We start from the raw sequence: 25,166 nt of genomic DNA on the forward strand, positions 1-25,166 counted from the left end.
CGAATGTCCGGATTTGGGTCACGGATGACCGCACAATGGCGAACCATCCATACCAGGCGACGTGGCGAGGTGATCAATGATCGCCCGCACCTTGGCGGACCGTCGCGGCCCCGCCGGAAACACGGCATACACCTCGGCCGGATCGAGTCGGTAGCCATCGAGCAATTGCGTGAGTTGTCCGGAGCGCAACTCCTCTCCCGCCATCACGCGAGTTCCGAGCGAGATGCCCAAGCCCGCTACGGTCGCCGCAAGGACGCCTGGAGCCGAGTTGATCAGGAGACGGGGATGGACCTCGACCGAGGTGACGGTCTTGTTGCGCCTGAAACGCCAGCTCTCGCTGCCGAATGAACCGTGCTGAAGAATGCAGTCGTGCCTGGCCAAGTCCGCCGGCGTGGCCGGTGCGCCATGGCCGGACAGATAGGCCGGCGCGGCGATGACCAGTCGCTCGACCTGCGCCAGCTTGCGGGCGCCAAAGGCGGAGTCGTCAAGCGGCCCGACCGTGATGCGGATGGCGAGATCGACGCCATCCGTGATGAGGTTCTGGCGCGCGTCGCTCATCACCAGCTCGACCTTCAAGTCGGGATGTCGGGCCAGGAACGGCGCGAGGGCAGGGATCACCGCGCGCGTGCCGTACATCAGGGGCATCGCGAGGCGGATCACGCCATGCAGCGAGTCAACGCCCCGGGTCGCCTGTTCGGCCTCCTCCATCTCGGCGAGCAGGTGTTTCGCGCGTTCCAGGTAAAGGGCGCCGGCGTCCGTCAGCGAGATGCTACGCGTGCTGCGGAGCAGCAGCGTCGTGCCCAACCGCGCCTCCAGCGCGCCGATGATGCGCGAGACGGACGGCTGCGACAGCTTCAGCTCGCGCCCTGCCCGTGAAAGGCTGCCGCTGTCCGCGACGCGGACGAACACGGCCATCTCCTGCCATCGATCGCTCATTCGTTATCCGGATATATGTTGTTTGCATCGGACGGATACACGTCTTTTCACGAGCAACCTAAATCCCGCTCACGGCACTTCCGCCGCGGAGTTGGGGATCGGATATGAAGCTCCAGGACAAGATCGACGCGATGCGCGAGGACTTCGAGAACGGACGCTTTCCGCTGGTGCCGACCCGCTCCCAACTCGACACGATGAGCCGCGCAATCCGGGCGCTGATCGACGGTCGGCAGGCGGACAAGGCTTTGGGCGCCGGCGACAAGGCACCCGAGTTCACGCTTCGCGACGCGGACGGTGCAACTGTGAACTCGCGCGAGCTGCTCGCGCGGGGACCGCTGGTCGCGACCTTCTATCGCGGCGTATGGTGCCCCTACTGCAATTTCGACCTGCAGGCGCTGGAAGAGGTCCGGCCCGGGATCGAGGCGCGTGGCGCCAGCCTGGTCGCGATCTCGCCGCAGACGCCGGCGAACAGCCGCAAGTCGCAGCGTGACAACAAGCTCGGCTTCCCGATCCTGAGCGATGCGGGCGCGGCGCTCGCGGCCGAGTTCGGCCTGCGCTTCTCGCTGCCGAACGATCTGATCGAGGTCTACAGGCAGTTCGGCAACGACTTGGTGACGATCAACGACGATCCGTCGTGGGTGCTGCCGATGCCGGCGCGCTAAGTAATCGGGGCGGACGGCACGATCGCCTATGCCGAGGTGAACCCCGATTACACCCGGCGCCCGGATCCTTCCGAACTGCTGCCGGTGCTCGACCGCCTACGCGCCCGCGTTCCGGCCTGACCGACTCGGCCGCCACCCCCACATTCGAACAGAAGGAGCATGCAATGGCCATCATGATCTACGGCGATCCCGGTTCGGGCAGCCGCCATCGCGTCACCGCCGCCGCGGCCGTGATGGGCGTCGACATCGAGTTCGTGGACATCGATCTGTTCAACGGCGCGAGCCACACGCCCGAGTTCCTCAAGCTGAACCCGCACGGGCTGTCGCCGGTGATGGTCGATGGCGACTTCGTCCTCTACGAGTCCGCCGCGATCAACCTCTACCTCGCCGAGAAGGCGGGGAGCGACCTGGCCGGCCGCACCCCGCAGGAGCGGTTCCAGATCCTCCAGTGGATGTTCTGGTCGGGCGAGCAGTGGCGCATCTTCGCGACGCTCACCTTCGACGAGGTGCTCGTCAAGAAGCTGATGAACCAGCCTGCCGACGAAGCCATCGTCGGACTCGCGGCCGACAAGCTTCGCGCGGCCGCCGCGGTGCTCGACGCGCATCTCGCCACGCACGACTACATCGTCGGCGACCGACTGACGCTGGCCGATTTCGATGTCGCCGGCCCGTTCTCCCAGAACGAGCGCACGAAGATCCCGCTGGGTGAGTTCCCGAACCTGGTCGCCTGGCAGCAGCGCCTGCTCGCCACGGTCCCGGCCTGGGCGGTGACGAAGCGGGAGGTCGATGCGCGCATCGACGGGGTGCTCGAGGCGGCCGGCGTCACGTTGTGAAACCGCTGCCCGATCGGAAAGGCAGAACCATGCATATCGACCTGAGCGGCCACGAGGCCATCGTCACGGGCTACACCGCCGGCGTCGCCCAGGCACCGGCAGAGGGCGTAGCGGGGCCGCCTTGCGCGTGGACGGTAGCATAGTGCGGTACGTCGCCCGAACCTCAGCGCGCGATGCTCCACGCACGCCGGGCAGCGGCGCGCCATCCTTCAACACCAACAGGCAGGATTGACCATGAAGATCGGAATCGTCGGCAGCGGCAAGATCGGTGGCCTGGCCGGCACGCTCTGGGCACGGGCCGAGCACGAGGTGCTGTTCTCCTCGCGTCATCCGGAGACGCTGGGATCTCTGGTCGAGCGGTCGGGCAACGGCGCGTGGGCGGGAACACCGGGGGAGGCGATCGGCTTCGGCGAGGTCATCCTCCTGTCGATCCCTTTCTTCAGCCTCCCGGAGTTCGGCCGCGAGATAGGCTAAGCGCTTGAGGGCAAGGTCGTCTTGGAAACCTCCAATCCCTATCCAAAACGCGACGGCCAGATGGCCGAGGACGTGCTAAGGTCAGGACGGGGCACGGGACCCCATCTGCGTGACTGGTTTCCGGGCGTGAGCATGGTCCGCGCTTTCAACACGGTGTGGGACGGCACGCTGGCGAGCGAAGCTCATCGGGCAGGACCGCGAGTCGGCATCCCGCTCGCGTCGGATGACGACAAGGCGTTGCAGGTAGCCGCGACGCTCGTGACCGACGCCGGCTTCGATCCCGTCATCGTCGGTCCGCTCGACCGGTCGAGCGAGTTCGACATCGGCACGACCGTGTACGACACCGGCATGTCCGGACCCGAGGTGCGCGCCGCCCTCGGCCTGCCAGCAGCTTAGCCGTTGTCGAGCCGGCATCCCTGTCCACCGACGCCCCACATTCCAGCGAAGAGGAAATCCCGATGGTCGACCGCAAAGTCCTCGTTCCCGATGCGAACCACCCGATCCGTCCCGCTCGACGGTGGTGGTGCGCCGGGGATCGCTTCGGATCGCCGAGACGAACGATGCGCTGACGCTGTCGGAGGCGTCGTACCCGCCCGTCCAGTATATCCCGCGTGCCGACGTCGACATGACGCGGCTGGAGCGATCGGCACACACCAGCTGCTGCCCCTACAAGGGCGAGGCGAACTACTTCAGCGTCCCGGCGCTGGGCCAGCACGGCGTGAACGCCGTCTGGACCTACGAGGCGCCGTTCGAGGCTGTCGCCGGCATCGCCGGCCATCTCGCCTTCTACCCGGACCGGGTCTCCGTCGAGACCGGCGAATAGCCATGAACGCGATGGGCCCCGACATCCACCTTGCGACGCCGGTGCGGGCGGCGGTCGCATGGCCGGCGATCGCCTCGTTGTCGCTCGGCGTGTTCGGGTTCGTGACCTCCGAGTTTATGCCCGCAAGCCTGCTGACGCCGATGGCGCACGACCTGGAAACGAGCGTCGGCATGGCCGGCCAGTCCGTCACCGCCACGGCGTTCATCGCGGCGCTGGCGGGGCCGGGCGTCGTCATCGGTACGGGCAGGATCGACCGGCGCACGATCCTGCTGGCGCTGACGACGTGCCTCATCATGTCGAGCGTGCTGGCCGGGCTCGCCTCCGGCATCGGCATGCTCATCGCGTCCTGCGTCCTGCTCGGGGCGGGCCTTGGCGGATTCTGGGCCATGTCGATCGCCCTCGTCATCCGGCCGGCTGTCTCCCAGATCGGAGGGACGCGCGATGGCCGTGATCATGACGGGGGTATCGGCGGCGACGGTAACCGCCGCACCGCTCGGCGCCTGGATCAGCTCGGCGGCAAGCTGGCGCTTGGCCTTTCATCTGACCGGACTGGTCGGCGCCGCGGCGCTGCTGGTCCAGGTGGCGACGGTTCCAACGCTGCCGCCGGCCCGAAGCGCGAGCCTGTCGACGCTCCGCGCCGTCGCGCGCCGGCCGGCAATCAGGCGCTCGCTCCTCCCGACCTTCTGCATTGCCGGCGGCCATTTCGCGGCGTTCACCTACATTCGCCCGTTCCTCGAAACGGTCTCCCGCTTCGATGCCACGTCGCTGTCGCTGCTCCTGCTGGCGTTCGCCATCGCCGGCTTCTTCGGCAACATTCTTGGCGGCTTGATTGCCCAGCGTAGCGCCAGGATGGCCATCGCCGCAGCAGCGACCGGGATCGCGATCGCGATGGCAACCGCGGTGGTCGGGGGAGGAATGCACCTCGTCGCCGTGATTGCGACTATCCTGTGGGGCCTCGCCTTCGGCGCCTATCCGGTCAGCATCCAGACGTTCCTGATCCAGGCGGCGCCCGATGATGCGGAGAGCGCCGGGGCGGTTCACCTGAGCGTTTTCATGACCGCCGTCTCTGTCGGAGCCATCTTCGGTGGCGTGCTGGTCGACCGGTTCGGCCCGACCGGCACCTTCGCCTTCGCAGGCGTCGGCACGCTCCTCGGGGCGGCCCTGATCGCGGCGGGCGGCTCGCGGCGCGTCGCCGCCTGAACTCTCATCGAACTCTCAAGAAAGGAAAGCGCCATGTCCACGGCAACCATTCCCGAAAAGCTGACAAAGGAGATCTACGAGGGGTTCGCCCTCAACCAGACCGAGCGGTGGAACGCCGTCGTCCATGCCGACGTGGTCACCAACAGTCCGGCGGGCCGCGATATCGTGGGGCGGGACGCGCTTCAGGGCTGGGTCAGGGCGTTCCACGAGGCGTTCGAGCTGCGCGTGGACCTGATCGACGAGTATGCCGCGGGCGATCGCGCGCTGGTCACGGTCAACCTGCACTGGACGCACAGCCGGGCGCCGTTCTTCGGCATCGAGCCGACCGGGCAAAGCGGCACATCGATCGAGACGTTCCTGCTCGGGCTGAGCGATGGCATGGTGACGAGCTTCACGATCGCCGACCATTCGCTCGACCTCGCCCTTTATCTTCACGGGCAGGGCATGGAGATGCCGAGGCGGGTTGCGCCGCCTTACACTGGTCACCGGTTGAGCGCTGGCTACCTCGTTCCGGGCGACCGATTTGGTCGCACGACCTTCCGCGATGGGGCGTTTCGGCGATGGATGCCCTACCCGCCTCACCGATAGAGCCGGACGGTGCCGCCCTGGTAGTCCCAGGTCGATCGATAGTTGCTGAGGACTAGGAACCCCAGCATGATGTCGCTACGATCGCCGATCGAGACGGGCAGGGTCGAGGTATCGATCGTGCTGCCCTCGTGCTCGACGTTGGGCAGCGTATAGTGCGTGGTGCCGTCCTTTGCCCGCGTCGCCGTGAGCCCGTTGGAGGCGAGGAGCGCGTCCGCATCGGCGCGCGTGAGCGTGACGTGCCCCGGATCGCCCGTGTCCATGCCCCCGGGGATGCTGACGGCGCTGGCCTGAAGGATGAAGTGGGGAACCTGCTTGTCTGCCGGTCTGAAATGGAAGGTCGTGACGTCACCGGCCTCGATCGCGTGCGCCCGATCGCCCAGCGGGCGCGCCAGTCGAAGGTGACGCGGTAGGGCTTGAACAGCCCGTCGCCCACGAACCCGAGTAGCGGCAGCTTCAGCTCGGCCGCGACGAAGCCAAGGTCTGCGCCGGGCAGGTCGCACAGGCTGTCGAGCGTGTAGCTCGCCGCGATGCGGAGGCTTCGCAGACAGCCGTAGCGCAGGACGGTGATCTTCTGTCCGGAACTCGCCGAGCCGCTCGCCAGGGGGTGACCGGGGGGCAGCCGGACGAAGGCGTTGTTGAGGAAGGCCGCATAGGGTGTGCCCGTATCGAGCATGAAGAAGCCATGCTGGCCGTTCGCCGAGCTCTCGACGAACGCGAAGCCCGATCTCACCTGCATCGGCAGGATCACCTGTCCGTCCGCGGCGACCGCGGCCGGGATCGCGCGCGGCTCCCGCGCGGTCGCGGGCTGCGCGGCAAGTAACGCCGCCCCGTACAGCAGGATGGTCCTCATGGCCTGCTCTCTCCCATGGTGCGGTTTGGTCGGGCGATAGCGTACATGGCGCGCGTCATCTCCTTCCAATAGGCGTTCCGGTCGCCCGCCTGTGCATAGACCTGCGCCATGCTGTGCGTGCCGCCGGGCGCGTAGCTGATGTCCGCGTGCCCGCCCACCTGCCGGAACACGGCTTCGAGCCGGTGGACCGCAGCGTCCAGATAAAAGCTGTCGGCGGTGCCGACCCGCAGATGGACCTTGCCGTCCAGATCGCGCCGCAGCCGCGGCCATGCCGCCTCGATGCGATGGCTGATGTCGTAATGGTCGCGCCAGTAGGCGGCGACGGCCGCATCCACCGCCCCGCTTCGGCGATCAAACAGCGGCGCGGGTCTGCCGTCCGCGCGCCGCGGCGAGAACACCCATTCAAAGGAGCGAAGCTGTCCACCATCGCCATCAGGGGCGAGAACGGCTTCCTGGCGAGCCTGTTGCTTGATCGTGGTGCGCACGGTGCCGCCGTCCCGCTCCAGCGGCCGCGCCGCGCCGTTCGTGTCGCGGTACATGTTCGCGCCGGGCCTTCATGAAGAAGGCGCTGAAGCGCCATGGCTCCCCCGATACTATCACGACTGATGGCCTGCGCAGCTACGGTGCTGCAATGGATGAGCTAGGCTGCCGTGACCGTCAGGAGGTGGGTCGCTGGACGAATAACAGGATTGAAAATAGTCACCTACCATTCCGACGACGAGAGCGGGCAATGCTGCGGTTCAGGCAGATGAAGACGCTGCAGAAGTTCGCCTCTGTCCACGCCAACGTCCACAACCACTTTAGCCTCGAACGCCACCTGACCGACCGACAGACCTACCGCGAACGACGCTCCGCCGCACTGGCGGAGTGGCAGGCGCTTGTCAGCTGAACCTGGCTCTCAAAAGACCAGCTTCAACCTGCCGAGACGCGCCCGCATTAAGCTGACAGCTCCCTCCAAGTCAAAGTCCCGGTTCACCTCCCATTTGTATCGTCAAACTTTCAATTTGAACCCTTACTTCGATACTGTCGAATTCAGCAACAGCTCATGCCGGGACGGAATCTCTAGAGCATCACCGATGTTTCGGTTAGCGCCGCGGACGATCCGCCGACTAGGACGCGATAGTTACCGCGCTCGAACTGCCAGCTGTGACTGGCAGGATCGCGCCAGCGCAGCGTGTCCAGCCGGATGTGGAAGGTGATGACGGCCGATGCCCCCGCGTCCAGATGCACCCTGCGGAAATCCCGTAGGATCTTGATCGGGCGCTCCGCGGTGATGCCGGGCGCGCCGATGTAGCATTGCGAGACATCCCCGCCGGCACGCGCGCCATCGTTGCTGACCGTCACCGTGACTTCGAGCATGTCGCCGGTCTGCCTTGCCTGCGGAGGGCCGTATGAGAAGCGGGTGTAGGACAGGCCGTGACCGAAGGCGTAGCGTGGCATCCGGCCGTCGCGATCGAGCTTAGTATAGCCGTGCCAGCGATCATATTCGATCTCCGTCGCGTCGCGATCGAAGAACGGATAGTCGCCGATTTCGCGCGCCACTGTGAAGGGGAGCTTGCCGGAGGGGTTGACCTCACCGAGCAGCAGTCGGGCGAGGGCAGTGCCGCCTTCCATGCCCGCATAGAAGCCGAGCAGGATCGCATGGACCCCCTCGCGCCAGCGTTCCACCATCACCGCGGATCCGGCGACGATCACCACCACCACCGGCCTGCCGCTCGCCTTGGCGGCCTCGATCAGCGCGATCTGGTCGTCGGGCAGGTCGAGCCCCACGCGATCGCCGCCGATCGGCGTCGCCGACAGGCTGGGGCGCGGCGGCGTGCCGGGGGGGGCGCCGTCCTTGCCGTCCGCACCGAGCGCGATGTCGCCGATGATATATTCGCCTTCTTCCTTGGCGGTGTAGCCGACCACGATCACAACGGCATCGGCTGCCGCGGCGATCGCGGTGGCGGCGGCAAGGTCGCCTTCGTCGCCATGGCTGACCATGGCATCGCCGAGCGCGCGGCGCAGGCCGTCGAGCGCGGTCACTACATAGGGGGGGCGAACACGGCTAGAGCCATTGTCGCCGGTGTTCTCCAGGGCGGCGAGCCGGCCGAGCACGGCAATGCGACGGTCACGCGCGAGGGGCAGGGTGCCGTCATTCTCCAGCAGCACCGCGCATTTTTCCGCCGCCTCCAGCGCCAGCGCGCGATGCGCATCGCTCGCCACCAGCGTCATCGGATAGGCGGGGAGGGGATCGGGCCTGGCGGCGAAGCGGAACTGGGTGGTCAGGATGCGCCGGCACGCGCGATCGATGGCGGCGGCATTGACCACGCCGGTTTCCACCGCGGCGATCAGCTTGTCGCCGAACACCAGGGGTTCGGGATTCTCGATGTCGAGGCCTGCGTCCGCACCCTCCACCTTGTAGACGCCGCGCACCCAATCCGAATGGACGAAGCCGTCGAAACCCCATTCGTCGCGCAGGATCTCCGTCAGCAGCACCGGATTTTGACCGCAATATTCGCCGTTGACCTTATTGTACGCGGTCATGACGCTGGCGATCCCTGCGTCGAGGCAATGTTTGAAGTGGGGCAGATAGACCTCGTGCAGCGCACGCTCGTCGGCGCGCACATCGACCTTGAAGCGCGCGTTCTCCATCGAGTTTAGCGCGAAATGCTTTACCGTGCCGACGATGTTGTGCGCCTGGATGCCGGTGCCCATCGCGGCACCCATCACGCCAAGGTGCCACGGATCCTCGCCATAGGTCTCCTGCGCGCGGCCCCAGGAGGGGTGGCGCAGCAGGTTGATGCACACCGCGCCCGAGAAATTGCACCCCTGCGCGCGCCCTTCGACGCCCATCGCCTCGCCGATGCGATATTCGAGGTCGGCGTCGAAGGTGGCGCCGCGCGCCATGGTGCAGGGGAAGCAGGTGGAATGGCCGCGCGTCACACCGCGCGGGCCATCGGTGAAGAGCAACGGTGGGATGCCGCGCCGGGCATTGCCGCTGCCGGCGCGATACGGGCGCGCGCCCCAGACCCGGTCGTCCTCGGCAAGCGCCGCGAAGAAGCCGCGGCCGGACATCATCTCCACCTTTTCGGCGAGCGTCAGCGCGTCCAGCGCCGCATCCACGGCAGCGTGGATTTCGGCATCGCTCGCCCCGATCGGTGGCAGCGCGGCCGAGTCGGCGGGGCGACGGGCGTCGCTGGAGATGTCCTGTGCGCTGCTCATGATCTCTGCCCGACCCTCTTCCACCGATGCGCCGCTGGAGCGGCTTGCATGTTCCGTTGAAATATAGCGCTAAACTATACACAAGTGTCTTGTCGAGGGGCTGACGGTCGCAGCGGGGGTGCTGTCGTCGGTCGCCGCAGCGCAGGGTGGCTCGCGTCCCCTCGTTCTGCAACAAGGCGGCAAGCAGGGCGGGGCAGGCAAAGATGGTGCGCACGAGACGGGGTTTCGGAGACGGCGTGACCATCCAGACGGTGGCCGACCGCGCCGGTGTGTCGGCGATGACGGTGTCCAACGTGCTGAATGGCGTTCGCAAGGTCAGCGAAAAGACCCGCGGGGCGGTGCTGCGCGCAGTGGAGGAACTCGATTACCGCCCCAACGCGGCGGCGCGAGCGCTCGCGTCGGCAGGGTCGGCGTCGATCGGCGTCGTCTACCAAAGCGCGCAGAACGCCTTTCTAAGCGCGATGCTGGTCGGCACGCTCAACGCGGCGGCACGGCTCGGTGCGCAGGTGATGATCCGCAAATGCGACCGGCCCGACGCCGACGAGGCCGCGGCGGCGGTGCGCGGACTGGTGCGCAGCGGCGCCAACGGCATCCTGCTGTCGCCAGCCTATGCGTTGGCGATCAGCGGCACCGCATTGGTCGGGGAATTGCGCGTGCCGGTCGCCGCGATCGCGCAGGGCACGCCCCTGCCGGATATGATCACGGTGGGCATCGACGAATATGCCGCCGCCGGCACGGTGATGCGGATGCTGCAGGCAAAGGGGCATCGCCGGATCGGATTTATCACCGGGACCTGGAACCAGCCATCGACGACCGGCCGGCTCGCGGGATATCGCGAGGCGATGGCCGAGATCGGCGAAGGCGACGAGGCGCTGATCCAGCGGGGCGATTTCACCTTCGAATCCGGGCTGGTCGCGGCGGACGCGCTGCTGTCGCTGGCCGAGCCGCCGACCGCGATCTTCGCGAGCAACGACGATATGGCCGCCGCGGCAAGCTCGGTGGCGCACCGCCGCGGGCTGGCGGTGCCGCAGGACCTGGCGATCGTCGGCTTCGACGACGCCCCGATCGCGGTCAAGATCTGGCCGCCGCTCACCACCGTGCGGCAGGGCGCGGATTTGATGGCGGAGTGGGCGACCGAGGCGCTCGTCGCCCGGCATCGCGGCACCAGCAGCGGGATCGTCGCCGAGACGGTCGCCTTCGAACTGGTCGAGCGCGAGTCAAGTTGAACGCGAACGGAACCGCCGACCGACGCTCGCTTCGATAAACGCGAATGTCATGGTCGACTGCGAGCGGAGCCTGTTCTGCGCAGGCAATGCGTTGCCTAATTGACAATTGACGCTAATGCCGCCAGACCCGTGCCTAAGTTTAGCGCTAACTCTAGCGACTGAGCCATAAGGGAGGGGGTGTCGAGCGGTTCGCACACTCCTGAAATGATACGGCGACCTCCTTGCATCGGGGGGCGACCAGCAATGGAGGGATTGCATGCGTTTCCAGGCCGCCCGGCATATCACATCCTCGGCGAGCACGCTCGCCCTTATGGTCGCAGCGCTGCTGCTTCCCGCCGCGGCGCAGGCGCAATCGGGGCCTGGCCAGGCGTCGCAAAGCGGAGCGGGCGCCGCCGCATCGGCCACCGGATCGGGCGAGACGCCGAGCGAGGCGACCAACAATCCCGGCGAGAGCCAGTTACCGGGGGATGCCGACGCACAAACGCAGGCGCAGGCAGACACGCCGGGCGATATCATCGTCACTGCGCAGAAGCGCAGCGAGCGCCTGGTGCAGGTGCCGATCGCGGTCACCGCGATCACCGGCAACGCGCTCGCCAGCCAGCAGATCAACGACACCAACAGCCTGTCGCGGGCGATCCCGTCGCTGACATATCAGGCCGGCAACAATCCGGGCAACAACAGCTTCCGCATCCGCGGCGTCGGCACCCAGCTGTTCAGCCTGGGCGTCGAATCCGCGGTGGCCGTCGTCACCGACGGTGTGGTTGCGCCGCGCCAGGCGCAGGGCTTCGCCGATCTCGCTGATCTGGAGCGTGTCGAGGTGCTGCGGGGGCCGCAGGGCACGTTGTTTGGCAAGAATGCGACCGCGGGCGTCATCAACATCGTGACCGCCCGTCCGGCGCACCAGTTCGGTGGCCGGATCGATGCGAGTATCGCGGAAAACAACGAATATCGCGTTAAGGGCACGATCACGGGCCCACTGAGCGATACGCTGAGCGCGAGGCTGAGCGGCTTCTACAACAAGGTCGGCGGCTTCATCACCAACATCAACACCGGCCGCGAGACCAACGGGCAGGAAAGCTGGGGCGCGCGCGGAAAGTTGGAGTGGGACGCCACCCCCAACCTCAACCTGCTGCTGACGGTCGATCATAACGAGAACCGCGCCGATTGCTGTTCGCGCGTGCCCGTCAGGATCGTCACGCCCGGTGTGCAGGCGCTGCTCGGCCCGATCGTGGCATCGCCGTCGAACCGCACCGTCTCCAACGACGACACGAGCTTCTTCAACACCAACACCACGGTCGCCTCGCTGCAGGCGAACTGGGATCTTGGCGGGGTGACGATCACCTCGATCAGCGCGTTCCAGCGGTTCACCGAGTCCGACCAGTTCGAACCCGACCAGATCGCCTCCGACCCCGTGCGCTACGTCGGCGTCTTTCCCTATTCGCAGTGGAACCAGAACGCCTCGCAGTTTCAGTACAACAATTATTCCGAGGAGCTGCGGCTCGGCTCCAGCGGGTCGCGCGACTTCACCTATGTGGTCGGAGTCTTCTACAATCACCTTGGTCTCGACCGCCAGTTCAACCGGCGCCGCCTCCGCTGCGCTGCTGGCGTGCTCGGCCAGCCGTGCACGGTGACGAGCGCCGATTCTTCGGGCTTCGACGGCAATTTCACCAGCGACAACATCGCGGGCTTCGGCCAGGTCGACTGGCGGATCGCCGGCGGTTTCCACGCGATCGGCGGCCTGCGCTATCAATATGAGAAGCAGACGGTGACGGGGCGCGTGTTCGGCCCGCTGGTGACCGGCGACGCGCTGTTCCCCGGTGTGACGCTCAACAGCGGCACCCGCTCGCGGGACGACACCGCGCTCACTGGCAAGGGCGGCCTGCGCTACGAGTTCAACCGCAACCTGCAGGTCTATGGAAGCTATACGCGCGGCTACAAGGCGTTCGCGCTCGACCTCGACGCGGCGACCAATTTCGCCACCCAGACCGGCATCGCGCCCGAACACGTCAACGCCTATGAAATCGGCGCCAAGTGGCTCGCGCCGGGCGGCAAGTTCGATATCAACGCGGCGCTGTTCCGGTCGGACTTCACCAACCTGCAGGTGCAGACGCTGATCACCGATCCGGTCATCGGCTCGTTCAACACCGTGCTCGCCAATGCCGGCAAGTCGCGGTCGCAGGGCTTCGAGCTGGAAGCAACGATGCGGCCCGACAGCCACCTGTCGGTCGCCGCCAACTTCACGTTGGTGGATGCCGGGATCGACATCCCCGGCCAGAGTTGCCCGATCCAAATCGCTTCCACGGGCACGTTCAGCACCAACACGCCCGTCAACGCCTGTTACGTCCGCAGCACCACGGTGAACGGCGTCACCACCAATTCGGCCATCATCATCGACGTGGTCGGCGGCAAGCTTCCGGCGACGCCGCGCTACCGGGTAGGCATCACCCCCCGGTACGAACATGAGATCGGCGCCTGGGACGGGTTCGTGCAGGTCAGTGCCAATTATCAGAGCGCGACGCTGTTTGCGCTCAACCAGGATCCGCTGCTGACGCAAAAGGGTTATGCGCTGGTGGATGGCAGCATCGGCATCCACGATCCGTCGAACCGGTATCAGCTCACGTTCTTCGTGCGCAACCTGTTCAACCAGACCTATTATACGCAGCTCAGCCACGGCACGATCCTGGCCAACAACGCCAATCCGAACGATTTGTGGGCAAACTTCAACAAGGACGCCAACCGCTATGTCGGCGGCACGCTCGGCGTCCGGTTCTGACCTGCGAACCGGCGTGAACGGCACCCCTGCACACCTTTCCGGGGATCGCTATTGATGCCGGGGAGCGATCGCATCGGCCTGCTGTCGGTGCTCGGCGCGCTGCTCCTCGCGAGCGGCCCGAGCGGGCCGGCAGCGGGATCGCCGCCGATGGCGTCGTCGCCGTCGCCGGCCCGTCCGGGTCCAACGGTCGCATCCCGGCCGCGGGTTATGGTGTTGAGCGACATCGGCAACGAGCCCGACGATTCGGAATCGATGGTCCGTTTCCTGCTTTATGCCAATGCCTTCGACATCGAGGGGCTGATCGCCACGACATCGGTATGGCAGCGCGACCGGGTGCAACCGGCGCTGATCGCCGAACGGATCGATGCCTATGACACGGTGCGGCCGAACCTGGTCCATCATGCCGATGGCTATCCGACCGCTGCGTCCTTGCGCGCGGTGCTGCGCGGGGGCGCGCCGTTCTATGGCATGGCAGGGGTGGGGCGAGGGCACGATACCGACGCTTCGCGCCTGATCGTCGCTGCGGCAGACCGCGCCGACGCACGCCCCTTGTGGGTCCTGCTATGGGGCGGCGGGGTGGATCTGGCGCAGGCGTTGTGGTCGGTGCGGACGGCGCGCACGCCCGCGCAGGTGGCGGCGTTTGTCGCCCGGCTGCGCGTCTATTCGATTTCCGACCAAGACGATACCGGGCCGTGGATACGGCGGAGCTTTCCCGACCTGTTCTGGATCGCGAGCATCCATGCCTATGGCCAATATGCGATGGCCACTTGGACGGGCATCTCCGCCGATCGGCGCAATGGCGAGACATGGCCCGATGCCGAGGTGGTGAGCGACGCCTGGCTTGCCGCCAATATCCGCCGCGGTCCGCTCGGCGCGACCTATCCGCTGCCCAAGTTCATCATGGAGGGCGACACGCCCTCGTTCCTGTACCTGATCCCCAACGGCCTGAACGATCCGCAGCATCCCGACCATGGCGGCTGGGGCGGGCGCTACATGCAGCAGGCGCCCGGCGAGCGTTTATTCGCCGATGTGAAGGACAGGGTGTCGCGCGACGGCGCGGTGTGGACCAGCAACCAGGCCTCCGTATTCCGCTGGCGACGCGCGTTCCAGGAGGATTTCGCCGCGCGCATCGGCTGGACGCTGACGCCCGATCGGCGCCGGGCCAACCATCCCCCGCAGGTCGTCGTCCAGCAGGACGCCGGCGAGGCCCCGGTCCACATCGCGGCCCGGGGCGGCGGCACGATCCGTCTCGACGCGCGCGGCACCACCGATCCGGACGGCGATGCGCTGGATCATCGTTGGTGGCAGTATCGCGAGGTTGGTGGCGTTCCCGGCCAGCCGCTGGTCGTGATCAGCGACGGCGACCGGCCGCAGGCGAGCCTGGTCGTCCCCGAGGTAACGGCCCCGGTCGCGCTGCACATCATCCTCGAATTGCGCGACCATGGCACGCCCGCGATTACCCGTTATCGTCGCGTCATCATCGACGCATCCCCCGCCCGTTAGGCCGTGGGGGCGTTCCCCCGGCCGCCGAGATCGAGGTACACCGTGCTCCCTTCCTCCCCGCCCAGCGTTCCCCAGGCCTGGTCACCGCTGTCGCGCGCATGGAGCGTCGCGATCGTGCTGATGCTGGCCAACACACTTGCCTTTGTGGACCGCCAGGCGCTTGCCCTGCTGGTGCAGCCGATCAAGCAGGACCTCGGCATCTCCGATACCGGGATCAGCCTGCTCTACGGGTTGAGCTTCACCCTGTTCTACGTCGCGGTGGGGCTGCCGGTGGCGCGGATCGCGGACCGTTCCAGCCGGCGCAACATCATCGCCGGATCGATCTTCGTCTGGAGCATCGCCACCAGCCTGTGCGGGATGGCGCGCAGTTTCCCGACATTGTTCGCGGCGCGGGTCGCGGTCGGCGCGGGCGAGGGGGGGCTGACCCCGGCCGCCTATTCGCTGCTGTCGGATTATTTCCCCAAGCACCGGCTGCCCGCCGCGCTCGGCGTGTATCAGATCGGCATCTATCTGGGCGGCGCCGCTGCGCTGGTGATCGGCGGGCTGATCTCCACCGTCGTGCCGCCGTCGGCCACCGTGTTGGTGCCGGTGATCGGTGCGCTGAAGGGGTGGCAGCTGGTATTCCTGTTGCTGGGCGTGCCGGGCGTCGTCCTAGCCGCGATCAGCCTCGCGATCCGCGAGCCTGCCCGCCAGGGCGCCATCGGCCCGCAGACGAACGTCTCGCTGGCTGAATTCGCGGCGCATGTCGGTGCGCGTCGCCGCGCCTATTTCGGGATCGCGTTCGGCTTTGCGCTGATGATCCTGGTCGGCAACGGCAACACTGTCTGGATCCCCGCTTTCCTGCAGCGCACCTTTGGCTGGAGCACCGCCGACGTCGGCCGCTATTACGGGCCGGTGGTGTTCGTGTGCGGCACCGGCGGCGCGCTGGCGGGCGGGTTCTTCGCGTCGTGGCTGCGAGGGCGCGGCTATGCCGACGGCAATCTGCGTGCGGCGATGCTGGGCTTCATCGTGCTGGTGCCGCTCACCGTCGCCTTTCCGCTGATGCCCAACGCCACGCTCGCGCTGACGCTGATCGGCGTGGTCAACTTCTTTTCCGGCTTCAACTTCGGCGGCGGGCTTGCGGCGTTGCAGGATCTGACGCCCAACCGGATGCGCGCGCTGCTGTCGGCAACGTACATGCTTACGATCAATCTGATCGGTGCCGCGCTCGGGCCGACGGCGATCGCACTGTGCACCGATTACGTGTTCCACGATCCGCTCCGTCTGCCGCAGGCGATGGCGCTCACCGCCGCGGTAGCGGGGCCGCTGTCGGTGACCACCCTGTGGCTCGGGCTGTCGGACTATCGCGAACACACCGCGATGGTGGCTGCCGAAGCGGTCGCCGCGGGATGAGCCACCGCAGTGGATGAGGGCGCGCGCAGGCGCTACACGTTGCCTCCTCAGCCAGCAGGAGTGCCCATGACCGACACCGCCGAACCACGCCGCCGTGGCATTCAGTCGGTGGAGATCGGCTTTCGCGTGCTCGATGCGCTCGGCGCGCTGAGCGAGGCGGCACCACTGGGCGCGATCGCACAGGCAAGCGGCCTGTCGGCACCGCAAGCGCATCGCTATCTCGTCAGCCTGATGGCGAGCGGCATGGCGCGGCAGGACGCAGCGTCGGGGCGGTACGAGTTGGGGCCCGCCGCGCTGCGGCTGGGGCTCGGTGCGCTGGCCCGGATCGACGCGTTCCGCATCGCCGATCTCGCGATCGAGGCCTATGTCGCGCGCTCCGGCCGCACCGTCCAGATCGCGGCGCCGGGCCCGCTTGGACCCACCGTGGTGCGCTGGCACATGGGCCGGCCGGCGGTGATGACGTCGTTCAACGTCGGTTCGGTGCTGCCCCTGCTGTATTCGGCGACCGGCCAAGTCTTCCTCGCCTTTCTCGCCGAAAGCGAAACGGAGGCCCTGCTGGCGCGCGAACTGGCGCTTGAGCGAACGGATCGCGCCGCGGTGGAGGCGATCCGCACGCAGGTGCGCGCCGCCGGCCGCGCCGATGTCGCGGGAACGCTGATCCCCGGCTTGCGCGCCACCGCCTGCCCGATCTTTGACCTGCAGGGACGCGCGGTGCTGAGCGCCACCGCGCTGGTGCCCGAAGGGTTCGCCAGTGCCGACGACGGTGCTGCGCTGGATGATCTGAAGGTGACCTGCGCCGACATCAGCATGCGGCTGGGATGGCGACCACCCATCGAATCCGTTTGACATCGGGCAATCAGTTGCGCGATTACAAATGCGCAAGATGCCGTCCGTCGGGCAGGCCGTCTGCTCGAGAGGATCCTCCATGACGCTCGCCAACGATCAGCGCTCTCAGCTCGAGGCGCTCTACGCCGAAATGGCGCCGGCCCACCTGATGCCGCTGTGGGAATCACTTGCGCAATTGGTGCGCCCGCAGCCGAAGTCGCCCGCGCATGTCCACCTCTGGTCGTATGACGAGGCGCGCGAATATCTGATGCGCGCCGGCGATCTGATCAGCGCCGAACAGGCCGAGCGCCGCGTGCTGATCCTGGAGAATCCCGGGCTGGAGGGGCAGTCGGCGATCGTGCCGAGCCTGTACGCGGGGCTTCAGCTGATTCTGCCCGGCGAGGTCGCGCCCGCGCACCGCCACGCCCAATGCGCGCTGCGGTTCGTGATGGAGGGGGAGGGCGCGTTCACTGCGGTGGATGGCGAAAAGGCGATCATGCGCCCCTTCGATCTCGTCCTCACCCCCGGCTGGCAGTGGCACGACCACGGCAATCCGACGGACAAGCCGATGATCTGGCTCGACGGCCTCGATATCCCGACGGTGCGCCATTTCGATGCAAGCTTCGCCGAACATCACCATGAGAAGACCTATGCCGAGACGGTGGCGCCCGGCGACACGCTGGCGCGCTATGGCCACAACATGCGCCCGGTGCGCGGCTCGCGCGCCGATCGTCGCCCGGCGCATCAGCCGTTGTTCCATTATCCCTATAGCGATTGGCGCCCCGCGCTCGATGCCATGGCACGTAGCGCGGAGATCGACCCGCACCTCGGCCATGCGCTCGAATTCCTCAACCCGGCCGATGGCGGCCCGGTGATGCCCACCATCGCGGCGCACGTTCGCCTGCTCCCCGCCGGCTTCGCAACGCAGCCGCGCCGTTCCACCGACGGCACGGTGTTCGTAGTCGTCGAGGGCAACGGCGCCGCGACGATCGAGGGCCGGGCGGTGGCGCTGAAGCCGCGCGACATCGTGGTCGTCCCCTCGTGGCACGAACTGGTGCTGCAAGCCGACAGCGAACTCGTCCTGTTCGGCTATTCGGACAAGGCGGCGCAGGAAAAGCTCAATCTCTACAAGGAACTGAACTCTTGACCTTAGCCCTGTTCGATCCGCTTCCGCCTGTCATCGCCGCGACCAGCGAGGGCGCGGGCTTTCCCGTACGCCGAGTGTTCTGCATCGGGCGCAACTATGCCGCCCACGCACGCGAGATGGGCAAGGATCCGGATCGGGAGGCGCCGTTCTTCTTCACTAAATGGGCTGAGACGGTGGTGCCGAGCGGGACCACGATCGCCTATCCGCCCGAGACCGGCAATTTCCATTACGAGGCGGAGCTGGTCGTCGCGATCGATCAGGGTGGCCGCAACATCGCCGAGGCGGCTGCGCTCGACCACGTCTATGGCTATGCAACCGGTCTCGACATGACGCGCCGCGACCTTCAGTTCGAGGCAAGGGACAAAGGCCGGCCGTGGGACACCGGCAAGAACGTCGAGCAATCCTCGCCGCTCGGCCTGATCCATCCGGCCGCCGCAACGGGCGATCTCGCCACCGGTGCGATCAAGCTGGTGGTGAACGACGCCACTAGGCAGGACGCCGATCTCGCCGAGCTGATCTGGTCGGTGCCCGAGATCATCGCCTATGTCTCGCGCTTCTACAGGCTGGAGCCGGGCGATCTGATCTACACCGGCACGCCCGCGGGCGTCGGTGCGGTGGTCGAGGGCGACACGCTCACGGTCTCGATCGCGGGCCTGTCCGATTGCACCGTTACGATCGGAGCGCCCGCGCGTGGGTGAGCCGATCCTCCACGGCTATTTCCGCTCCACCGCCTCGTACCGCGTGCGCATCGCGCTCAATCTAAAGGACATCGGTTATGCCGATGCCTTTCACCACCTGCGCAAGGGCGAGCATCAGGCGCCCGCGTTCCTGGCGCTCAACCCGCAGGGGCTGTTGCCTGCGCTGGACATCGACGATGCGGTGCTGACGCAGAGCCTGGCCATCTGCGAATTTCTGGACGAGACGCATCCAGAGCCTGCCTTGCTGCCCGCCGATCCCCTGGCGCGGGCCCGCGTCCGCGCGGTGGCGCAGGTGATCGCGTGCGACGTCCATCCGGTGCAGAACCTGAAGGTGCTCGCGCGGCTGCGCGCGCTGGGCGTGCCCGAACCGCAGGTCACCGACTGGGCAGCGACCGTAATCGAGGAGGGGCTCGACGCCTGCGACCGGCTGATCGCAGACGAAGCCGGACTCTATTGCTTCGGCGAGCAGGTCACGCTGGCTGACCTTTGCCTTGTTCCCCAGCTCGTGAACGCGCGCCGATTCGGCGTAAGTTTGCGCTGGCGTCGGCTGGCGGCGATCGAGGCAGCATGCCTGGAGCTCGACGCATTCCGCCGCGCCGCGCCCGAACATCAACCCGACGCCGAATAGGGAACCGTCATCATGCTTCTTTCCCGCCCCCTGCTGTCACTCGCCGCACTGGCGCTCGGCGCAATCGTGCAGGCGGAGACCCCGGCGCCGACGACGACGATCGACACCGGGGCACTGCGGGGAAGCGAGGAGGCTGGCGTGCAGGCGTTCAAGGGCATCCCGTTCGCGGCGCCGCCAGTCGAGCCGCTGCGCTGGCATGCGTCGCGGCCCGCCGCGCACTGGTCGGGCGTGCGCCAAGCTACAGCTTATGGCCATGACTGAATGAAGCAGCCGTTCCCCAGCGACGCTGCTCCCCTTCGATTGCTCGGCCGATTGCCGAGGGGCTGATTGCCCGCGGCATTGAGGTTTGGTTTGACGAGTGGGAGATCGGCGCCGGTGACGGCTTGCGGCGCAAGATGGAGCAAGGCCTAGAGAACTGCACCCACTTCGCCGTGCTCTTGACCGAGGCATCAATCAAGAAGGCCTGAGTTGCCGAAGAGATTGACGTAGGTCTCATGTCGGCTGTCGAAGGGCAGGCTCGCTTCATGGGCTTGCAGCACGAATTGCCCTTGTCGGCTCTCTCGCCATTTCTTCGCACGCGGCTTGTGCCCGAGTTGGCTCCGGGCGACACCGGCCTCGATGCGCTGGCGGGCGAGATCTTCGGTGTTAGCCGCAAGCCGCCGCTCGGCGACAAGCCTCGTTACGTCACCGAGCACCAGCCAGGGTCGACCTGGTCTGGTTCGGCCCGCGCGGTCGCGGGATATTTTGTTTGCCATAGTGAGCATGCTGGGCCGATGGACCCGCAGACTGGTTACGCTAAGATCGAGGAGGCGACCGGCATGGCGCGAAGTGACGCTCGCATCGGTATCCTCGACTTGGAAGGCGCAGGCCTCGTCGAGTGGCAGGAGTATTTTGGCGGCGATGGCCATATCTGGCCCAAGTCGGACTTGTTCGTCACCTTCGACGCCGAGTTTATGGACTGGGTTCCGGAAGCCGACGGCCGCGTACTAGCGCAGCATCTGGCGAGCACGGGTGGCGATCAGGCGGACTCGACTGAGACTGCCACGGCTCTCGGCTGGCCGGCGCGTCGGTTCAACGCTGCCGCGGCGTATCTGGTGACCGCCCGTATCGTAAAGCCGATCGAGCACATGGGGAGAAACGCGTATTGGCCGTGCGGCTTCATGATGGGAGACGAACTGCTCCGCTTCATCCGGAGTCTCTAGCTGATTTCTGCTGGCCCTCGGATATCGAATGAGCTCGGCGCTTCGTCGGGTCGCGGTGACGATTCACCTACGCTATTCATCCGTGTTCTCGGGATGCGGATGGTCGGCTGGCCGAGATCAACGCCTCTAATCATTTTAGTCATCGACATGAATGAATGAATGGCAAAGTTGAGGAGCCGAAAATACGCCGTTAATGGCCGATTCTGGGTCGATTGTTTTGAAGAAGTCGGGTGTGGACTGGAGGAAAGCGCCGGCAGAGTTGCGCTGCACAGCGCCGACCGGCTCAGGCGGGTAGTGGCTGCGCGGGCATCGGGATGAGCTTGGCCATCTTGCGGAGGTTCTGAGCGGTGGCTGCCATGTGGAACTCGTCCCTGGCACCGTTTGGACCACGCAGGCGCAATCGGTCGAGCTTCAGAATGCGTTTGAGGTGCGCGAACAGCATCTCGACCTTCTTTCGCTGGCGGCGGGAGGTGACGTAGGCGTCGGTGGTGGCGATATCGCGGGCAAGGTCGCGAGCCCCTTCGTGGATCGAACGGGTGACCTTGCGCGCCGGCATGTTGGGGGTGCAGCGTTCCCGCAGGGCGCAGCCGCCGCAATCCTGCTGTCGCGCGCGATAGCGGATGAAGCCGTCCTGGCCGACATCGCCCCGGGCGGTCGCGAAGTTGCGGTTCCTGGGGCGCAGGCGCTTGCCACCGGGACAGATGTAGCTGTCGTCGTCATGGTCGTAGGTGAAGGCATCACGTTCGAAGGTACCGTCGCGGTGGGCGGACTTGTCGAACACCGGGATGTGCGGCTGGATGTCGCGCTCGTGGGCCAGCCAGGCCAGCATCTCCGCCGAGCCGTAAGCGGTGTCGGCGGCCAGCTGCTCGGGCCAGACGCCGAAGCGGTCCTGCACCCGTGCTATCATGCGCTTGCACGCGGTCACCTCGGCCTGGCGCACGGCGGTGCTCGCCTCCACGTCCATGATGACGGCGTGGTCGAGATCGATGATGCCGGATCGGCCGGTGCCAGATACTTGGGCACCACAGGCGTCGCGGCGCCGAGCGCGGCGTCGTCGAAAACGGCCAGATACGCTCGCCCATCATCGGCTCGTCTCCGCTCACCTCTGAAAAATTGAAGCAGACCACCGTCACGAGTGCAAGCCAGCCTTTTTCAACACAATCGGTTCAAGCGTGTCGGTGTGGTCTGATCGTGCCAGTTGGGCGTGGGGTGCGTGCGTGATGACGTCCCGCTCCGCCTGATCATTGCGCCGCGGCGGTGAATTCGGCACTGACTGCGTCGAATGTGCCCCGGAGCAATTCGTCAAAAGGCCGGGCTCCGCCCTCTTGGTTGAACGTCTCGGACGCGAGGCGCGTGGTGCCGACGGCAACCATTGCAACCATTCGAAGCCGCGTCTCACGCTTGGGATCCGGCCAACGTTCTTTGAGCGCAGCCAGTAGCGTCTCTTCCTGCTGTCGGTAGCTTGCCTGCTTGCGGGCCTGCACCGGCGCGCTGCGACGCATGAGTCGGTCGATGGCTAGCATGTCGTCGCTCGGGATCGTGGCGCATACCGTTAGCGCAGCGTCGCGCACCAATTCGAATGGCGAACCGCATGGCGGCGCCCTGCGGACTTCCGCGGCGAACATCTCGCCGATCGCAGCCGCAGCCGCATCGAGATCATGTTCGGCCGTCTCAATGGCTGGCGGCGCGTCGCTACCCGCTGCGACCGCTGCCCAACCGTCTTCTTCTCTGCAGTCGCGCTCGCAGCCACTGTTATCTTAGCGATGACCAATGAGATGGGGTGGTTGCCGCCCTCCCAGACGGCATCGCATTAATGCGAGGAAGTGCTCAAGCTTAGCGGAGAGGATGGCGACCATGATGAACGAGACGATGATTGGCGTGGATCTGGCAAAGGCTGTTTTTCAGGTTCACGGGGCGTCGATGACCGGGGAATCAAGGTTCCGCAAAAAGCTGTCACGCCAAAGCTTCTCCGAGTTCATGGCCAAGCAGCCTCCCGCCTTGGTCGTGATGGAAGCTTGTGGCAGCGCTCATCACTGGGCTCGAGAGATGATCAGGCTTAGTCATTAGGTGAAGCTGATTGCGCCACGCTATGTGAAACCGTTCGTAAAGCGACAGAAGAACGATGCGGCCGATGCGGAGGCTATCGTAATCGCGGCCCGGCAGCCTGAAATGCGCTTCGTCGAGCCTAAAGGTGCCGAACAACAAAGCGAGCGATCCTGTTTCGCGCTCGCGAACGGCTCGTCCACCAGCGTACCGAACTCATCAACGCACTCAGGGCAGGCCTTTACGAATACGGCCATGTCGTGCCGCAAGGCATCCGTCAGATCGGACGGATCGAGGAAATCCTTGAGGCGCCACACAGTGACTTGCCTGGTCTGATGCGAGACGAATGCCGCGATTTGCTGGAACAGATCGCCGAACAGACGGTCCGTATCAATGCGCGGACGGAAAAGATCAAAGCTCTAACGGCCGAGGCTGACACCGCCCGTCGCTTGCAAACGATCCCCGGGGTCGGCCCGATGACGGCTCTGGTGGTCGAGGCATTTGCGCCACCGATGGAGAGTTTCAATTGCGGCCGCGCCTTTGCAGCCTGGCTAGGCCTTGTTCCGCACTAGTCACCTGAATCTAAAGTTTGGTGCATAATGTTTGGTCGGTCTTTTGGCAGAAGCGTTTGACGGCGGCGAGGATGTCGTCGGCGGATTTGGTCCATCGAAAGGGTGTTGGGTTAGCATTGTGCCGATCGATAAAATTGCGGATATCGGCTTCGAGTTGGGCTGTGGAAGTATGGGCACCGCGCGCGATTTGCTTACGGGTGAGTTCGGCGAACCAACGCTCGACCTGATTGATCCACGACGCCGATGTCGGTGTGAAATGGACGTGGTAATGCGGCCGGCGCGCCAACCATGCCTTGACCATCGACGTCTTGTGCGTGGCGTAATTGTCCATGACGATATGGACGTCGAGGTCTTTGGGGACATTGGCGTCGATCTGTTTGAGGAAATCGAGAAACTCGGTTGCCCGATGCCGCTTGTAGCATTTGCCGATGACGGCGCCGGTGGCCACATCAAGGGCGGCGAACAACGACGTCGTACCGTGCCGAACATAGGTGTGGGGGCGTCGCTCGGGCATGCCGGGCATCATCGGCAGCACGGGCTGCTCGCGGTCGAGCGCCTGGATTTGCGACTTCTCGTCCACACACAGGACCAGGGCATGGGTTGGTGGCGAAAGATAAAGGCCGACAATATCCCTGACCTTGTCGACGAACAGCGGATCGCTCGACAGCTTGAAGGTCTCCGTTTGGTGCGGCTGCAGGCCGAACGCATTCCACATACGCCGGATCGTCGTATGCGAATGGCCGGCAGACGCCGCCATCGAACGGATCGACCAGTGAGTCGCATCGGCAGGTCGCGTTTGCAGCGTTCGTTCGATCACGGCCGCCACTGCATCGTCGTCGATCGAACACGGGCGCCCGGATCGCGGCTCGTCCAGCAGACTGTCGATGCGACCGTGCAGAAACCGCCGACGCCACTTGCCGACCATATGCTCGCCGACGCCGAGCTCGGCCGCCACCTGCTTGCCTTGCAGGCCATCGGCGCAACGCAAGACGATACGGCAGCGCTCCGACAGCGAGCGCGCTACCCGATGGCGCCGTACCTGCCGCTCCAAATAGCTACGCTCATCTGCCGTCAAAATCAGTGGCTCAACAGCCCGACCCCGCGCCATCCCGTTCGCTCCCGTCGTTCAGACAGGAATCAGCCTACAATGTAACTTACTTCAGTTTCAGATGACTAGGATTTGCAACGGTGAAACGCAGGGTGTTCGGCACGCCTGCCTCGCGGTAGTTGTGCAACGCCCCCTTGATGCTCGCTGCTAGATCCTCGAGCGTGACCCGGGTCAGCCGTTCCTCAACGGGCGCAGACGAGCGCAAAACGTCGGCAATCGCCAGTTGCGCCTGGGTGATGCGGTCGATCCCCTGCAGGCTATGCATATGGTGGCGCAACGTCGCGGGATTGGCCGCGAGGTCGAATGCCAGATCGGCGAGCGCGCTGGTGATATGCGCCAGCTCGTCCGCCAGCGCATGCGCCAGCGCAGGCTCCACCCCGCTCATTTCGCGCACAATTTCAGGACGCTGCGCGACAATTGATCGGGCGGGACGGGTTGCGATGCCATCCGGCGGGTCATGACGAAGCCGTCGGCGCGCT

Annotated in this window: 27 protein-coding genes and 3 pseudogenes; 22 read left to right on the forward strand and 8 right to left on the reverse strand. The window is 66.0% G+C overall.

The window, feature by feature from the left end; all coding sequences use genetic code 11:
- Nucleotides 1-18: 18 nt before the first annotated feature.
- Nucleotides 19-915, reverse strand: coding sequence for a LysR family transcriptional regulator (locus tag AC07UH_RS19045; protein WP_495193963.1), 897 nt, complete (start codon nucleotides 913-915; stop codon nucleotides 19-21).
- A 125-nt stretch (nucleotides 916-1,040) separates the two neighbouring features.
- Here AC07UH_RS19045 and AC07UH_RS19050 point away from each other — a divergent pair, with 125 nt between their 5' ends.
- The 7 genes from AC07UH_RS19050 (at nucleotide 1,041) to AC07UH_RS19080 (ending at nucleotide 5,516) form a co-directional block, all read left to right on the forward strand.
- A complete protein-coding gene (locus AC07UH_RS19050; protein WP_495181765.1) occupies nucleotides 1,041-1,598 on the forward strand; it encodes a peroxiredoxin-like family protein in 558 nt (185 codons plus the stop codon).
- Between the two features lie 164 nt (nucleotides 1,599-1,762).
- Nucleotides 1,763-2,431, forward strand: a complete 669-nt coding sequence (locus AC07UH_RS19055) for a glutathione S-transferase family protein (RefSeq protein WP_495181766.1) — start codon at nucleotides 1,763-1,765, stop codon at nucleotides 2,429-2,431.
- A gap of 234 nt (nucleotides 2,432-2,665) precedes the next feature.
- On the forward strand, nucleotides 2,666-2,905 hold the full coding sequence (locus AC07UH_RS19060) for an NADPH-dependent F420 reductase (protein ID WP_495181767.1): 240 nt from the start codon (nucleotides 2,666-2,668) through the stop codon (nucleotides 2,903-2,905).
- 132 nt (nucleotides 2,906-3,037) lie between these two features.
- Nucleotides 3,038-3,301 carry an NAD(P)-binding domain-containing protein gene (locus AC07UH_RS19065; protein WP_495181768.1) on the forward strand — a complete coding sequence of 88 codons (264 nt, stop codon included), beginning with the start codon at nucleotides 3,038-3,040 and terminating at the stop codon, nucleotides 3,299-3,301.
- A 127-nt stretch (nucleotides 3,302-3,428) separates the two neighbouring features.
- Nucleotides 3,429-3,728 carry a DUF427 domain-containing protein gene (locus AC07UH_RS19070; protein WP_495189903.1) on the forward strand — a complete coding sequence of 100 codons (300 nt, stop codon included), beginning with the start codon at nucleotides 3,429-3,431 and terminating at the stop codon, nucleotides 3,726-3,728.
- A 369-nt stretch (nucleotides 3,729-4,097) separates the two neighbouring features.
- Nucleotides 4,098-4,928, forward strand: a complete 831-nt coding sequence (locus AC07UH_RS19075) for an MFS transporter (RefSeq protein WP_495189902.1) — start codon at nucleotides 4,098-4,100, stop codon at nucleotides 4,926-4,928.
- 33 nt (nucleotides 4,929-4,961) lie between these two features.
- Nucleotides 4,962-5,516, forward strand: coding sequence for an ester cyclase (locus AC07UH_RS19080; RefSeq protein ID WP_495181772.1), 555 nt, complete (start codon nucleotides 4,962-4,964; stop codon nucleotides 5,514-5,516).
- Here AC07UH_RS19080 and AC07UH_RS19085 read toward each other — a convergent pair.
- Nucleotides 5,507-5,776: a hypothetical protein gene (locus AC07UH_RS19085; RefSeq protein ID WP_495181773.1), complete on the reverse strand. Its 270-nt coding sequence runs from the start codon at nucleotides 5,774-5,776 to the stop codon at nucleotides 5,507-5,509. The two genes, AC07UH_RS19080 and AC07UH_RS19085, sit on opposite strands and share 10 nt — an antisense overlap.
- 586 nt (nucleotides 5,777-6,362) lie before the next feature.
- Complete coding sequence (locus tag AC07UH_RS19090) at nucleotides 6,363-6,905, reverse strand: hypothetical protein (RefSeq protein ID WP_495181774.1); 543 nt, start codon at nucleotides 6,903-6,905, stop codon at nucleotides 6,363-6,365.
- Between the two features lie 14 nt (nucleotides 6,906-6,919).
- On the opposite strand from AC07UH_RS19090, the pseudogene AC07UH_RS19095 reads away from it, so the two are divergent.
- Nucleotides 6,920-7,255, forward strand: a pseudogene (locus AC07UH_RS19095) (DDE-type integrase/transposase/recombinase); the annotation flags it as partial.
- A gap of 173 nt (nucleotides 7,256-7,428) precedes the next feature.
- Here the strand turns inward: AC07UH_RS19095 and AC07UH_RS19100 are convergent.
- The gene (locus AC07UH_RS19100) at nucleotides 7,429-9,570 is read right to left on the reverse strand and encodes a beta-glucosidase family protein (RefSeq protein WP_495181775.1); all 2,142 of its coding nucleotides are present in this window, start codon (nucleotides 9,568-9,570) and stop codon (nucleotides 7,429-7,431) included.
- A 236-nt stretch (nucleotides 9,571-9,806) separates the two neighbouring features.
- Here AC07UH_RS19100 and AC07UH_RS19105 point away from each other — a divergent pair, with 236 nt between their 5' ends.
- The 11 genes from AC07UH_RS19105 (at nucleotide 9,807) to AC07UH_RS19155 (ending at nucleotide 20,964) form a co-directional block, all read left to right on the forward strand.
- Nucleotides 9,807-10,796 carry a LacI family DNA-binding transcriptional regulator gene (locus AC07UH_RS19105; RefSeq protein ID WP_495181776.1) on the forward strand — a complete coding sequence of 330 codons (990 nt, stop codon included), beginning with the start codon at nucleotides 9,807-9,809 and terminating at the stop codon, nucleotides 10,794-10,796.
- A 256-nt stretch (nucleotides 10,797-11,052) separates the two neighbouring features.
- The gene (locus AC07UH_RS19110) at nucleotides 11,053-13,569 is read left to right on the forward strand and encodes a TonB-dependent receptor (protein WP_495181777.1); all 2,517 of its coding nucleotides are present in this window, start codon (nucleotides 11,053-11,055) and stop codon (nucleotides 13,567-13,569) included.
- A 54-nt stretch (nucleotides 13,570-13,623) separates the two neighbouring features.
- Nucleotides 13,624-15,072 carry a DUF1593 domain-containing protein gene (locus tag AC07UH_RS19115; protein WP_495181778.1) on the forward strand — a complete coding sequence of 483 codons (1,449 nt, stop codon included), beginning with the start codon at nucleotides 13,624-13,626 and terminating at the stop codon, nucleotides 15,070-15,072.
- Between the two features lie 42 nt (nucleotides 15,073-15,114).
- On the forward strand, nucleotides 15,115-16,464 hold the full coding sequence (locus AC07UH_RS19120) for a spinster family MFS transporter (RefSeq protein ID WP_495181779.1): 1,350 nt from the start codon (nucleotides 15,115-15,117) through the stop codon (nucleotides 16,462-16,464).
- 66 nt (nucleotides 16,465-16,530) lie between these two features.
- Complete coding sequence (locus AC07UH_RS19125; RefSeq protein WP_495181780.1) at nucleotides 16,531-17,310, forward strand: IclR family transcriptional regulator; 780 nt, start codon at nucleotides 16,531-16,533, stop codon at nucleotides 17,308-17,310.
- A 79-nt stretch (nucleotides 17,311-17,389) separates the two neighbouring features.
- On the forward strand, nucleotides 17,390-18,436 hold the full coding sequence (gene gtdA / locus AC07UH_RS19130) for a gentisate 1,2-dioxygenase (RefSeq protein WP_495181781.1): 1,047 nt from the start codon (nucleotides 17,390-17,392) through the stop codon (nucleotides 18,434-18,436).
- Nucleotides 18,433-19,134, forward strand: coding sequence for a fumarylacetoacetate hydrolase family protein (locus AC07UH_RS19135; RefSeq protein ID WP_495181782.1), 702 nt, complete (start codon nucleotides 18,433-18,435; stop codon nucleotides 19,132-19,134). Before gtdA ends, AC07UH_RS19135 begins: the two co-directional genes overlap by 4 nt.
- Nucleotides 19,127-19,762 (forward strand): maleylacetoacetate isomerase, encoded by a 636-nt coding sequence (maiA, locus tag AC07UH_RS19140; RefSeq protein ID WP_495181783.1) that lies wholly within the window; start codon nucleotides 19,127-19,129, stop codon nucleotides 19,760-19,762. Before AC07UH_RS19135 ends, maiA begins: the two co-directional genes overlap by 8 nt.
- A 12-nt stretch (nucleotides 19,763-19,774) precedes the next feature.
- On the forward strand, nucleotides 19,775-20,023 hold the full coding sequence (locus AC07UH_RS19145) for a carboxylesterase family protein (RefSeq protein ID WP_495181784.1): 249 nt from the start codon (nucleotides 19,775-19,777) through the stop codon (nucleotides 20,021-20,023).
- Between the two features lie 50 nt (nucleotides 20,024-20,073).
- Nucleotides 20,074-20,229, forward strand: coding sequence for a toll/interleukin-1 receptor domain-containing protein (locus AC07UH_RS19150; RefSeq protein ID WP_495181796.1), 156 nt, complete (start codon nucleotides 20,074-20,076; stop codon nucleotides 20,227-20,229).
- Nucleotides 20,230-20,256: 27 nt separating this feature from the next.
- Nucleotides 20,257-20,964, forward strand: a complete 708-nt coding sequence (locus AC07UH_RS19155) for a hypothetical protein (protein ID WP_495181785.1) — start codon at nucleotides 20,257-20,259, stop codon at nucleotides 20,962-20,964.
- Nucleotides 20,965-21,247: 283 nt separating this feature from the next.
- Here AC07UH_RS19155 and AC07UH_RS19160 read toward each other — a convergent pair.
- Nucleotides 21,248-22,041, reverse strand: a pseudogene (locus tag AC07UH_RS19160) (transposase); the annotation flags it as partial.
- 164 nt (nucleotides 22,042-22,205) lie between these two features.
- Entirely contained in the window at nucleotides 22,206-22,589 is a 384-nt protein-coding gene (locus tag AC07UH_RS19165; RefSeq protein ID WP_495181786.1) for an acyl-CoA-like ligand-binding transcription factor, read from the reverse strand.
- A gap of 9 nt (nucleotides 22,590-22,598) precedes the next feature.
- On the opposite strand from AC07UH_RS19165, the pseudogene AC07UH_RS19170 reads away from it, so the two are divergent.
- The 3 genes and pseudogenes from AC07UH_RS19170 to AC07UH_RS19180 all read left to right on the forward strand — a co-directional run.
- Nucleotides 22,599-22,778, forward strand: a pseudogene (locus tag AC07UH_RS19170) (hypothetical protein); the annotation flags it as partial.
- Nucleotides 22,779-22,818: 40 nt separating this feature from the next.
- Complete coding sequence (locus tag AC07UH_RS19175; RefSeq protein ID WP_495181787.1) at nucleotides 22,819-23,031, forward strand: hypothetical protein; 213 nt, start codon at nucleotides 22,819-22,821, stop codon at nucleotides 23,029-23,031.
- A 236-nt stretch (nucleotides 23,032-23,267) separates the two neighbouring features.
- On the forward strand, nucleotides 23,268-23,579 hold the full coding sequence (locus AC07UH_RS19180) for a transposase (RefSeq protein WP_495181788.1): 312 nt from the start codon (nucleotides 23,268-23,270) through the stop codon (nucleotides 23,577-23,579).
- A 10-nt stretch (nucleotides 23,580-23,589) separates the two neighbouring features.
- On the opposite strand, the gene AC07UH_RS19185 is transcribed toward AC07UH_RS19180, so the two are convergent.
- Both AC07UH_RS19185 and AC07UH_RS19190 read right to left on the reverse strand, forming a co-directional pair.
- Entirely contained in the window at nucleotides 23,590-24,687 is a 1,098-nt protein-coding gene (locus AC07UH_RS19185; RefSeq protein ID WP_495181789.1) for an IS630 family transposase, read from the reverse strand.
- Nucleotides 24,688-24,733: 46 nt separating this feature from the next.
- Nucleotides 24,734-25,166 (reverse strand): hypothetical protein (locus AC07UH_RS19190; protein WP_495181790.1); only part of this gene is annotated, 433 nt, incomplete at its 5' end.

It is taken from the genome of Sphingomonas sp. GW821-FHT04B01 (assembly GCF_059420425.1).